Source organism: Bacillus sp. Root131 (genome assembly GCF_001429475.1).
Classification (GTDB): Bacteria; Bacillota; Bacilli; order Bacillales; family Bacillaceae_G; genus Bacillus_A; species Bacillus_A thuringiensis_S.
Genome location: NZ_LMJQ01000001.1, coordinates 808,741 through 821,628 on the forward strand (window position 1 = coordinate 808,741; position 12,888 = coordinate 821,628).

The window sequence follows — 12,888 nt, forward strand, 5'->3', positions numbered from 1 at the left end:
AGTGGTTCTATGTTTAATAAAAAAATGGTGGCAATGGCAATGACTGTGCCGTTAGTAATGGGGACGATTTCTACGGTTTCGGCATTGGAAAAACAACAGCAAGTAAAGTTAGAAGCTTATTCGCCACAGAAAAAAGCAACTGAATATTTAAAAGAAAATGCTGCGCAGTATGGATTGAAGGCAGACCTTTCAGACTTGCAATATATTTCTACAACAGAAACGTCAGTAGCTTCATATGTTAGGTTCCAACAAGTTGTTAACGGTGCTCCTGTATTTTCAAAACAAATTACAGTTACTCTTAACGGAGAAGGAAAGGGAGTACTCGCTGTTTCTGATTATCAGCCTGTTACAGGTGTGAAGGAAGTAACGACAAAAATTAGTGAAAAAGATGCAATACAAAAATCAATGGCGTATGTTGGAGAAGCAAGTGAGCAAAACTTATGGGCTCCTACAGAGAAAGAATTCGGATATATTGTTGAAGAAGGAATGGCTCGTCCAGTATATAAAGTTGTAGTCCATTCTAATAATCCATTTGGTGCATGGGAAACATTTATTGATGCAGAAAATGGAAAGTTAATTAAAAAGGTTGATATAAACCGAAAAGCTGAAGGGTCAGGAAAAGTATTTTTACCTAACCCAGTAGTATCTAGCGGTAGTAAAGTAGGCTTAAAAGATAATAACGATGCAGATTCAACAGCTCTAACGAACCAACTGAAAACTGTTACGTTAAAAGGTTTAGATGGAACAGGATTTTTAATTGGAGAATATGTAACGATTTCTTCAAAAGCGAAAACAAAATCTACGAATTTACAATTTAACTATACACGTGCAAATGATAGCTTTGAAGATGTGATGTCGTATTATCATATCGATACATTACAGCGTTACATTCAAGGGTTAGGTTTTAAAAATATTAATAACCGTTCGATAAAAGTGAATGTTAATGGTACAACTGATGATAATTCATTCTATTCTCCATCAACAAAAGCTTTAACTTTCGGTACTGGCGGTGTTGATGATGCAGAAGATGCTGGTATTATCGCACATGAGTATGGGCATTCGATTCAAGATAACCAAGTTCCTGGCTTTGGTAGTTCAGCAGAAGGCGGAGCGATGGGAGAAGGATTTGGCGACTTCTTAGGTGCTACATATGAAGATGCAGTATCGACTACAGGATACGGAAAAGCATGTGTTGGAGAATGGGATGCGACAGCTTACTCTAGTTCAGATCCAACATGCTTACGCCGATTAGATACGAATAAAGTATATCCGAAAGATATAACGAATGAAGTGCATGATGATGGTGAAATTTGGGCACAAGGTCAATACGAAATGGCACAAGCTTTTGGCCGTGATGTAGCAACAAAAATCATTTTACAATCACACTGGTCATTAACACCAAACTCTAAATTCAGTGATGGAGCAAAAGCGATTAAGCAAGCAGATGCTCTTTTATATGGCGGACAACATGCTGCTGATATCGATCGTATTTGGACAGCGAGAGGCATTAGTACGAATTAATATAAAAAGTCGTGGCATTATAAGCCACGACTTTTTAATTTGCTTACGAACTGGTACTAGTAAATAAAGCTATATCAATGATAGTGTGAATATATCCGTATCCCATTTACTTTTTAGCTTCTTTAAAAACAAAATGTTCTTTAAATTTTCTAGATTCAACTTTTTGACCATTTCGCATCAATCGGAATGGGTGTTCTTGCCATGTAATAATAACATCAACCTCATCCGCTTTTGTAGCAACAGGTAAATTAGCGTGTTCAAATCCAGTTTTTCCACTTGCTAAACGACTTTCCTTTAGGGAAAAGAGTTCATATTTCGTTTTCTTATTTGGTTCGTTGCGGAATACTTCGACGTTTACGTTATATACTTCACTATTCCCGATATTCTTTACTGAAAAATGATATGTTTGAAATTCAGTTTTTTTAGCTTGAAGCATATTTTTGTTTGTTTTTTTCGGTTTATCAATATTCACTAGCCATTGACCAGAGTTTTGAGAGATTGGTAAAGATTTTGGTGAATAGGCGTATGTTTCGTTTACTACAATTAGGCAAAACAATAGGAGAAAGAAACTAATTGCTTTTTGCATATGCACACCTCACTTTAAATTTGTTTATTAATATGCGTGAAAAATACGGTTTTTATGTAAAAAATAGTAAAATATTAGATGTGTAATTTCGGATTTGATACATAAGAATATGTATTACAAAATTAACTTTTCCCGTTTTAGAAGCAGTTAGGAGTTAGAAAATCAGAATGTTTCAAAAAAAATCTTGCATTTTATAAAGTTAGAAGTTAAAATACTCTGTAAATATAAAAAGTGATGATCAGGAAAAGTACATGGTGCAAAGGTCTACAGAGAGCAGCCGGTTGCTGAGAAGGTTGTGATACCGCATGATGGAAAGACACCTGTGAGTGTTGCTTTGAACGTGATTATTAGTAAAAGCAAACGGTACCTACCGTTATCAGGGCTAAGATGGTCAGTATGACAATTTGGGTGGTACCGCGGAAAAAAATCCGTCCCTATTTATAGGGGCGGATTTTTGTATTCTTTGAAAGGGGGTGAGTGACCGTGGATGATGACGATGACAACAATAACGTAAATAAATATAAAATTACTGGAGGGAAAAATAATGAATTCAATAATGAAGCGTTCACTCACAAAAGAATGTATGGAACAAAGTGGAAAGGTTGTATTACTTCAAGGATGGGTAAAAAAAATTCGGCATCTTGGAAATGTTAGTTTTTTATTATTACGGGACAGAACAGGAGTAATTCAATGTGTATTAGAGAATGGATTGGCTGGATATAAAGTTGATGTAGAAAGTGTTGTCCATGTAATCGGTGAAATAGTCGAGACGTCGAAAACAGAATTGGGTGTTGAAGTACTTGCTCATGAAGTGAAAGTAATAAACGGTGCAGAACCACTTCCATTTGAAATAAATAAAAAGAAGTTACAAGTGGGCTTAGATCAACTACTTAATGAGCGAGTAATATCATTAAGGCATGAGCGAACCGCAGCGATTTTTAAAGTGAAATCTACACTCGTTCAGAGCTTTAGTGAAATTCTTATAGAGAACGATTTCACACGGATCTTTACGCCAAAAATTGTTTCGCAAGGGGCAGAAGGAGGAGCAAATGTTTTTAAGCTTCCATACTTCCAAAAAGAAGCTTATTTAGCACAATCACCACAGTTCTATAAGCAAATGATGGTGGCAGGTGGGTTAGAACGAGTTTTTGAAATTGCACCTGTATATAGAGCGGAACATCATAATTCTTCCCGTCATTTGAATGAATATATATCGTTAGACGTAGAACTTGGTTTTATTCATGATTTTTATGAAGTGATGCAACTAGAAACGGATGTTTTACGATATATGTTTCAACAAGTAGCGAAAAAATGTGAAATAGAACTACAACTATTACAAATAGAAGTACCTGTTATTACTGAAATACCTAAAATTACATTGTTAGAAGCACAAGAAATTTTGAAAAGTAAGTATCGTAAAGAATCTCCTGTAGGGGATTTAGATACAGAAGGTGAAAAGTTACTAGGGAAATATGTAAAGGAAACATATAATAGTGAATTTGTTTTCATTACACATTATCCGAAAGAAGCGAGACCGATGTATACGATGCAAAATAAAGAGAATCCAGCTATTACTGATTCATTCGACTTATTATATAAAGGGTTAGAAATAACGTCAGGGGCACAGCGAATTCATAATTATGAAATGTTACTCGCTTCGTTTAAAGAAAAAGGATTACACCCAGAGAAATTTCAATCTTATTTAAATACATTCCGATACGGTTGTCCCCCGCATGGAGGTTTCGGAATTGGGTTAGAAAGGATTGTATATAAACTATTAGAATTAACAAATGTACGAGAGGCGAGTGCTTTTCCGAGAGATTGTACTCGTCTTATACCGTAAAAAGATGAAAATATAGACTCTTTCTTTTGCTAATAAGCTTAGTAAAAGTGAGTTATCAATATGAACCATTTCGACAAAAAATTAATATACCCCTTGACAGTTACAAATATAACCGATATACTTCATATTAATTTCAAAAGAAAATATATTCTAAATATTACAATGTGTTGAATAGGAGTAGTAAGGTCATGTATTTGTACAGAGAGCTATGGGTTGGTGCGACATAGTCAAATGACATCCTGAACTCGCCTAGGAGCAGTAAGGTGGAACGGAATCACATTCTTAGTAAATCTTAACGGTTAACCTTCGATATTAGGTTTGTAATCAAACGATTACTACTAAGGTGGATTCATAATGGAATCAATAAGGGTGGTACCGCGTTAAGTAAATGGCTTAGCGTCTCTTTATATAGAGATGCTAGGCCATTTTTTTATTATATGGAAAAAGAAGTGGAGGGTTTATTTGGATAGGTCTATAAAATTTATTTATCTATATAAAAAGATTTAATTAGGAGGAAAATGAGATGAAACAAACGGAGCAATGGACTTCGAAATTAGGTTTTATAATGGCTGCAGCAGGATCAGCAATTGGACTTGGCGCAATATGGAAGTTTCCTTATATCGCCGGGAAGAGCGGGGGAGGAGCATTCTTTTTAATCTTTATATTATTTACTATATTAATTGGATTACCACTACTTATAGCTGAATTTATGATTGGACGTAGTACGCAGAAACAAGCAGTTGGCGCATTTAAAAGTATTGCACCAAATACAGGGTGGCACTGGATTGGACGCCTTGGTGTTGGAACGTGTTTTATACTACTTTCATTTTATAGTGTTGTAGGTGGATGGGTGTTAATTTATTTATTCAGAGGAATTACTGGACAACTAATTGCACCGGGACAAAATTACGGAGCATTATTTACTGAAACAATTGGGAATCCCACTTGGGCTATTATGGGACATTTCGCTTTTATGTTCATTACGATATGGGTTGTATCAAAGGGTGTACAAAACGGAATTGAAAAAGCAAGTAAATATATGTTGCCAGCATTGTTCGTTTTATTTGTCGCTCTTATTATTCGTTCGTTAACACTTGATGATGCTATGAAAGGTGTGAAGTTTTTCTTACAACCAGATTTCTCAAAGATTACTTCGGAAAGTATTTTGTTCGCAATGGGGCAATCATTCTTTGCAATTAGTATCGGGATTTCAATTATGGTTACCTATAGTTCCTATTTAAATAAAAAAGAAAGTTTACCAAAATCAGCAATAACAATTGTTGGATTGAATTTATTTGTTTCTTTATTTGCAGGTCTTGCCATTTTTCCCGCCGTATTTTCATTAGGAATGGAGCCGACAGAAGGACCTGGATTACTATTTATCGTATTACCATCTGTATTTAGTCAAATCCCATTCGGTGGATTTTTCTTAACAGTATTCCTTGCACTATTTACATTTGCGACATTAACATCGGCATTTTCTCTACTAGAAACTGTTGTTTCAGCATTAGCAAATGGTGAACAAGAAAAGAGAACGAAATTATCATGGCTGATCGGTTTCGGCATTTTCTTAGTAGGTATACCATCAGCGTTATCATTTGGAGTATGGAGTGATATTACGATTTTCGGAAAGAATATTTTTGATGCAGTAGACTTCTTATCTAGTAATATATTAATGCCACTTGGAGCACTATTTATTAGTATTTTCGTTTCATTCAAAATGGAAAAGAAGATACTAGAAGCAGAGTTTTTTGTAGGTGGAAATTATGGAAAGAAAGTATTTACTTGTTGGGCATTTTTACTTCGATTTGTAGCACCGCTCGCAATCATTATCGTCTTCTTAAATGTAATAGGGATTATTTAACATTAAATGTTATAATATTCAGTGAAAAAAGAAGATGGTGATGTTTATGGCGAATTTGATAGAAACAGGAGAGTATATGAATATTAGAGGGAAAAAGCTATACGTTGAAACACATGGAAATCCTAAAAATAAGCCAGTCTTATACTTGCATGGTGGACCAGGAGAGAGTTGTTATGATTTTTCATTTCATCAAGCGGAACGTTTAAAAGATTCTCTATATGTAATTATGATAGATCAAAGAGGTGTTGGTCGTTCAGAAAAAATTACTGAAGACGAAGCTTTTGGATTAAATGATTTGATTGAAGACTGTGAGGAATTAAAAAAAGTATTACAAATTGAGAAGTGGTCTATAATTGGACATTCTTTCGGTGGATATGTAGCATTGCTTTATGCGTCGATATATCCAAGTTCAATAGAGAAAATAATATTTGAAGGACCAACTTTTGATTTTGCATTAACAAGTAGAGCTTTGTTGCAAAAGACAGGGCATTTATTAAAAAAGTATGGAAAAGAAGAAGTAGCAAAAGAGTGCTTTGCTTATTCATCTAGCGATGCTAGTTCAGAAGAGTTGTTAGAAGCTTATATAAGATTAAGCGCTGAATTAGAAGAAAAAAGAATGGAGATTTACAATAATAAGGAAGATAGGACAGATGAGAGTTTATACAGTGATGAAGAGTGGGAAATATTTTCAAATCGCTCCAAAATGCACTTTGATAGATTAAAATTAGAGGGAGCATGTCATACATCATTATTATCAAAAATAAAAGATGTACAAAATCTAATGTTATTAATAGTAGGAAAACATGATGTAGTAACGTGTGAAGAACAAATTAAAACATTTAATAAAGATGCCCGAAACGGCAAGTATATCGTATTTGAAGAGAGCGGTCATTCACCTCATTATGAGGAAGCAGATAGATTTGCAGAAACAGTCATACATTTTTTGAAATGAAGAAAAGGGTGCTTCTATAAATGAAAGGCACTCTTTCTAAATTTCTGGATATGTGATTGTGATGTTAGGCCACTTACTTTGCCAATTCTTTTTTATAACTCTGTTTTTGTACATATGTAATCGTTCTTTCGATTTAAGAAAATGAGCTGTTGGTCTCACTTGTAAGGAAAGGACATCTTCAATACCACATGGGGCTGTTAATATAACATTGTTTAGTTCATCAAGTGTAACTCCTAAAGCCGTTGCTGTTTCAGGGAATTTAGAAATAGCATTAACAGAAGAAGAATATGGTGGCATATTATTCACTACATGCATACGAGCTTGATTTTTTACAGACCAAGGAATAGTAGCATCAATATTCATTAATTTCGTTTCTAATGATTGTTCGTATATCTCATCTTGATGTAGACTATCATAATAAATCACATCAACATCAGGCATAGCCGTTTTAGCTTCATAGTCATGTAAAGTATCCCAAATTTTAGAACGAACAAAGCCGGCACAAACCCACCAATCAGGTAACTCTAGTGATTTTGCCATTTGTAATACATTCATCATCCATTCGTCGTTTTCTATTAAGCGAATTATATCTTTCTCTGTTTTGATCTTCATTGATAAATTCACCTTTCTAGTAAATTAATGCATAAGTTCAATAATCCATAAAATCCAGTAAGCACCTGGTACAAATAGTAGTTGTGCCAATAATGTGCCGAGAAGTCTAGAAATCATTAGCCAACCATACATTTTACTCATAGATTCAGCACCGCTTTCTGATTGTAAAGCACGTTCTGTTAAAAGAGCAATGCGTGGATCGAGTAATACAGTTAATAAAATAGTGGCGAAACCATTTACAAGGCCAGAAGCTGTACTTGCATTTGTTGCATAATCTGGATTTAAAAAAGAAGCGTAAAGGGCAGAAAGTACCCCAGCTGTATAAATAGCAGTAGCAAACATGTTAATAAGCATAATACGCTTTGGAATACCACCGATACGCAGTCTATGAATCATTTCTAACTTTGGAAAGCGGACATATTTTTTTGTGTACTTTAATTTTTGAATGTTATTCGTTTTCATCATTCGAATGAAAGAACCGTCTGTTTCAAAGTTTTGAATGACATATCCAAATAGTTTTGTCAAAGTTGGATACAGTATAATCGCAAGCAATGTACCGATAGAAGCAGATAATAGTACAAGACGTATAATATGCTCTAAATCAATAGAAGGATCTAGTTTTGCTTCGTCCACAATCCCGCCAAGTAAAAAGGCTTGTAGTAAGTTTGACGTTCTTGAAATGAGTAATACGATTCCTACGACGGATAATGCGACAGCAATCTTCTTTAAACGAACCCCCGCTAATCGAATACTATAAGAGCTTGTTTCAACTGCGTGGATTACAATTGTGAAAGCCATTATAAAAATTAACGTAATTGACATTTGTTTCACCAGTTTCTATTAAAATAATTGTAACTTTTTTACTTTATCATATCTATCGTATTTTGTAACTGAAAGTATGTGACATATGGAAATTGATTTTTCGAAAAAATAGATAATGATAGTATAATAGGGAGAAGTGGAAGAGATGTTAGCAGTTATTTATACAGCAAATTAAGTGGAGGAATGAAACATGTATAAAACATTTCTATTTGATTTAGATGGAACTTTAACGGATCCGAAAGAAGGGATTGTAAATTCGGTTTTGTATGCGTTAAAAAAAGTAGGAATTGAAGAAGTACATATAAGTGAGTTAGATTCATTTATAGGTCCTCCTATTCAGCAATCATTCGTAGAGAGATATAATATGAGTGAAGGAGAGGTTGAACGTGCAGTTTTTTACTTCCGTGAGTATTTAAAGCAGCGTGGATTGTTTGAAAATAATGTATACGAGGGGATTCTGAAGCTCTTGCAACAATTAAAAAGTTCAGGAAATCGCATATTCGTAGCTACTTCAAAGCCCACTGTATTTGCGAAACAAGTTATAGAGCATTTTCAATTAACGAATTATTTCGAAGATATCCTTGGAAGTAATTTAGATGGTACGAGAATAAAAAAAGAAGAAATAATTGCTCATATTTTACAAACAAATGAAGAACTAAATAAAGAAGAAATGATAATGATTGGTGATAGAAAGCACGATATAATAGGTGCGAATCAGAATGGAATTGCTTCAATTGGTGTTTTATATGGCTATGGCTGTGAGAAAGAACTGACTGAAGTTAGTGCGACTTACATAGTGAAAGATGTTGAAGAACTGTATCATTTTTGTGTAAGAAAAATTTTAATAAATCAGTAAATATAGGTACTAACAATCCCTTTATAACGTATGATGAGGAATTCGTTTCTGTTTAAAGGGATTTTTCATATGTAATCGAATATTTATAATTAGACATTTTTAGCATGAAAAAATTGTATGAATAAGAGGAGGGATGTCAGAATTAAAAGATTAGTAGAAGTTTATCAATAAATTTTAGAATATTCTGTTTAATGGAGGGGTAAAATTGGAGTTAGTTATTATATTATTAGCACTAAGTTTACTTATGTTCGTAGCATATAGAGGCTTTTCTGTTATTTTATTCGCACCGATATTTGCATTATTTGCAGTATTTTTGACAGAACCTAGTTATGTATTACCTTTCTTTTCTAATATCTTTATGGAGAAAATGGTTGGATTTATAAAGTTATATTTTCCTGTGTTTTTATTAGGAGCAATATTTGGAAAAGTAGTGGAAATGTCAGGAATTGCAGATTCTATCGCAAAAACGATTATTGAGTTAGTTGGTGAAAAACGTACTATATTAGCGATTGTATTAATGGGGGCTATTTTAACGTATAGTGGTGTTAGTGTGTATGTAGTAGTGTTTGCTGTTTATCCGTTCGCAGCTAAGTTGTTTCGACAAGCTAATATTCCAAAGCGTTTAATCCCTGGAACGATTGTTCTTGGAGCAGTAACGTTTACAATGGATGCGCTACCTGGATCACCACAAATTCAAAATGTAATACCTACAACATTTTTTAAAACGAATATTTATGCTGCACCGATACTCGGCATTGTAGGAGCAATTTTTGTTCTTACATTAGGTTTACTATATTTAGAGAGTAGACGTAAGAAGGCAAAAGCGGCAGGTGAAGGATATTTTGGTTTTAATGATGGAAATACTGAAATGGCAGCATCTTTGCAATTAGAACAAAAAAATATGCCATTAATTAATAACATTGAAATTACAAGAGCACAACAACTTATTGCATTTATACCACTTATTTTAGTAGGTGTAATGAATAAAGTGTTTACTATTATGATACCAAAGTGGTATCCAAGCGGTTTTGATTTTTCTGCAATTGGTATGAAAGCATTTGGAAAAGTAGAATTAAGTGCAGTAGTAGGAATTTGGTCTGTAGAATTGGCACTTATTATAGGGATCTTAACAACGTTATTATTATATTGGAAGCGAGTAGTAACAGGTTTCCAAGCTGGATTGAATACAAGTATTGGTGGAGCGCTACTTGCAACGATGAATACAGGAGCTGAGTTTGGATTCGGTGGTGTCATTGCAGCACTTCCAGGCTTCGTAATTATGAGAGATGGCATCTCTGCTACTTTCACAAATCCGTTAGTGAATGGTGCAGTAACGACGAATATTTTAGCTGGAATTACAGGCTCTGCATCAGGAGGAATGGGAATAGTATTAAGTGCAATGGGAGATAAATTTATTGCAGCGGCCAATCAATTTGATATTCCATTAGAAGTTATGCACCGTATCGTATCAATGGCATCAGGAGGAATGGATACACTACCGCATAACGGGGCTATTATTACTATTCTTACAGTAACAGGATTAACACATAAACAGTCCTATAAAGATATATTTGCTATTACAATTTTGAAAACGGTTGCTGTATTTTTAGTTATCGCGTTCTATACTTTAACAGGACTCTATTAAAAATTCGAATCGTAAAGATTCATCAAATCGATAATTTATATCATAAAATATTAAATAGGATAAGAAGGGGTGGAGTACTTGCAAGAAGTTTCTGAGTTTCGTATGCCAAAGTCGGTATTATATGGAAGGAATTCGCTTGAAAAACTGGGGGAACAATCAAAAAAGTTAGGGAAAAGAGCTTTTATAGTTACTGATACAATTATGGAGAAATTAGGATATCTTGAAAAGTGTATACAACAACTAAATAAGAAAAGTATTACTGTTAGTACATATAATAAAGTGGATGCTGAACCTACAAATATACACGTGTTAGAAGCCTTATCTCTTTGTAAAGAGGAAAAGTGTGATTTTATTATCGGTATTGGTGGTGGAAGTTGTATTGATGCTGCGAAAGCAGTAGCGGTTTTATATACAAATGGTGGAGAAGTTGAGGATTATGTCGAAAAGGATATTGAAATAGAAAACAATCCACTACCACTTATTGCAATTCCAACAACTTCTGGTACTGGATCGGAAGTTACAAGTGTAGCAGTAATTACGAATAAAAAAACAGATGTAAAAATGATGATGAAGCATCCTAGTTTTATACCGAAAGTAGCAATTATAGATCCAGTTTTGACAAGTTCGTTACCACCACAAATTACGGCAGCAACAGGAATAGATGCGTTATGTCATGCGATTGAAGCTTATATTTCTAAATTTTCACAGCCACTTACAGATGTACTTGCTCTTTCAGCTATTGAAAGTATTATGAAATATTTACGTATAGCATATGAAGATGGACGTAATATGGAGGCAAGAGAAGCGATGATGATTGCTTCCTTACAAGCTGGAATTGCATTTTCTAATGCATCAGTTACATTAGTTCATGGAATGTCAAGGCCAGTGGGAGCATTATTTCATGTACCGCATGGAATATCAAATGCCATACTATTACCTACAGTGTTAGAGTTTACAAAAACAAGTGCAGTGAAAAGGTTAGCAAAAATTGGACGTAGTTTAAATAAGGATTTGTATTCGAATTCTGATGAGGAAGTAGCAGACTACACGCTTGGGGAAATAAAAAAACTTTGCTTTGATCTTCGTATTCCAAATTTAAAAGAATATGGAATCGATGAAATTGAATTTGAAAATGCTATTTCTAAAATGGCATCAGATGCAATTGAAAGTGGTAGCCCAGCTAATAACCCACGTGTTCCATCATATGATGAAATCAAAGCGTTGTATCGAGAGTGTTTTAATTATAAGTATAAAGAATTTATAAAAACATCAGATTGTTAATTTCAGAATATTCTATAAAAATTTCCTTGGAAATGAAAGTACAATTACTCTTTATTATTGCCATATTAAATTTCCGTAAAACAAGACTTTATATTTCAAACTTAAAGTCTTGTTTTATTATGTATAATATATACAATAAAACGTTGTTATTAGTTTTATAAAAAAGTTTAGGTAGGTGTTGTTTATATGAAAACGATAGGTCTTATAGGTGGTATGAGTTGGGAATCAACTTCTGAATATTATCGAATTATTAATGAAGAAATAAAAGAGAGATTAGGAGGGCTACATTCAGCAAAATGTTTGATTAATAGTGTGGATTTTGAAGAGATTGAACGATGTCAGTCTAGCGGAGATTGGGATGGTGCTGGAGAAATTCTAGGGAATGCGGCATATTCATTACAAAAGGGAGGAGCAGACTTTATAATCATTTGTACAAATACAATGCATAAGGTAGTTGGAAAAATAAAGGCGAAAATTGATATTCCAGTCTTACATATTGCTGATGCAACTGCAAAAGCAATTAAAAGAAAAGACATTCAAAAGGTTGGTCTGCTTGGAACTACATATACAATGGAGCAAGATTTCTATAAGTCAAGTATAGAAGAAAATAATATAAAAGTAATAGTACCATCAGAAAAAAATAGAAAAGAAATAAATAAAGTAATATATATAGAATTATGTTTAGGAAAAATAGTATCTCAATCTAGAGAATATTATAAAAGAGTCATCGAAGAGTTAGTGCAAAAAGGAGCACAGGGAATCATATTAGGTTGTACAGAAATAGGGTTATTAATAAAGCAAGAAGACGTATCTGTCCCGATATTTGATACGACTCATATACATGCAATTGAAGCAGTCAAGGTAGCTCTAGATAGAATGTAATTATATTATGTAAACTAAATTCAT

11 protein-coding genes and 2 other annotated features are annotated in these 12,888 nt (G+C 33.8%); of the genes, 8 read left to right on the forward strand and 3 right to left on the reverse strand.

The annotated features are described in order from the left end of the window. Positions 1-9: 9 nt before the first annotated feature. Positions 10-1,521, forward strand: a complete 1,512-nt coding sequence (locus ASE54_RS04125) for a M36 family metallopeptidase (RefSeq protein WP_000482264.1) — start codon at positions 10-12, stop codon at positions 1,519-1,521. A gap of 106 nt (positions 1,522-1,627) precedes the next feature. Here ASE54_RS04125 and ASE54_RS04130 read toward each other — a convergent pair whose 3' ends face one another. Next, positions 1,628-2,107: a hypothetical protein gene (locus ASE54_RS04130; RefSeq protein ID WP_001167924.1), complete on the reverse strand. Its 480-nt coding sequence runs from the start codon at positions 2,105-2,107 to the stop codon at positions 1,628-1,630. A gap of 225 nt (positions 2,108-2,332) precedes the next feature. Continuing rightward, positions 2,333-2,546: a binding site (T-box leader), on the forward strand. Positions 2,547-2,651: 105 nt separating this feature from the next. Here ASE54_RS04130 and aspS point away from each other — a divergent pair. From aspS to ASE54_RS04145, 3 genes are all read left to right on the forward strand, one after another. Beyond that, the gene (aspS, locus tag ASE54_RS04135) at positions 2,652-3,950 is read left to right on the forward strand and encodes an aspartate--tRNA(Asn) ligase (RefSeq protein WP_001084710.1); all 1,299 of its coding nucleotides are present in this window, start codon (positions 2,652-2,654) and stop codon (positions 3,948-3,950) included. 158 nt (positions 3,951-4,108) lie between these two features. Further along, positions 4,109-4,357: a binding site (T-box leader), on the forward strand. Positions 4,358-4,473: 116 nt separating this feature from the next. Continuing rightward, positions 4,474-5,814 carry a sodium-dependent transporter gene (locus tag ASE54_RS04140; protein ID WP_000814513.1) on the forward strand — a complete coding sequence of 447 codons (1,341 nt, stop codon included), beginning with the start codon at positions 4,474-4,476 and terminating at the stop codon, positions 5,812-5,814. A 46-nt stretch (positions 5,815-5,860) separates the two neighbouring features. After that, a complete protein-coding gene (locus ASE54_RS04145) occupies positions 5,861-6,766 on the forward strand; it encodes an alpha/beta hydrolase (protein ID WP_001284944.1) in 906 nt (301 codons plus the stop codon). A 36-nt stretch (positions 6,767-6,802) separates the two neighbouring features. Here ASE54_RS04145 and ASE54_RS04150 read toward each other — a convergent pair whose 3' ends face one another. Together ASE54_RS04150 and ASE54_RS04155 are read right to left on the reverse strand one after the other, a co-directional pair. Further along, complete coding sequence (locus ASE54_RS04150) at positions 6,803-7,378, reverse strand: nucleotidyltransferase family protein (protein WP_000695364.1); 576 nt, start codon at positions 7,376-7,378, stop codon at positions 6,803-6,805. A gap of 24 nt (positions 7,379-7,402) precedes the next feature. Continuing rightward, entirely contained in the window at positions 7,403-8,200 is a 798-nt protein-coding gene (locus ASE54_RS04155) for a lipid II flippase Amj family protein (RefSeq protein ID WP_000028912.1), read from the reverse strand. A gap of 190 nt (positions 8,201-8,390) precedes the next feature. Here ASE54_RS04155 and ASE54_RS04160 point away from each other — a divergent pair, with 190 nt between their 5' ends. The 4 genes from ASE54_RS04160 (at position 8,391) to ASE54_RS04175 (ending at position 12,864) form a co-directional block, all read left to right on the forward strand. After that, complete coding sequence (locus ASE54_RS04160; protein WP_000278489.1) at positions 8,391-9,056, forward strand: HAD family hydrolase; 666 nt, start codon at positions 8,391-8,393, stop codon at positions 9,054-9,056. 205 nt (positions 9,057-9,261) lie between these two features. Next, the gene (locus tag ASE54_RS04165) at positions 9,262-10,701 is read left to right on the forward strand and encodes a GntP family permease (protein WP_000424339.1); all 1,440 of its coding nucleotides are present in this window, start codon (positions 9,262-9,264) and stop codon (positions 10,699-10,701) included. A 78-nt stretch (positions 10,702-10,779) separates the two neighbouring features. After that, positions 10,780-11,982, forward strand: coding sequence for an iron-containing alcohol dehydrogenase (locus tag ASE54_RS04170; RefSeq protein ID WP_001158664.1), 1,203 nt, complete (start codon positions 10,780-10,782; stop codon positions 11,980-11,982). A 186-nt stretch (positions 11,983-12,168) separates the two neighbouring features. After that, complete coding sequence (locus ASE54_RS04175) at positions 12,169-12,864, forward strand: aspartate/glutamate racemase family protein (protein WP_000848567.1); 696 nt, start codon at positions 12,169-12,171, stop codon at positions 12,862-12,864. Positions 12,865-12,888: the final 24 nt, after the last annotated feature.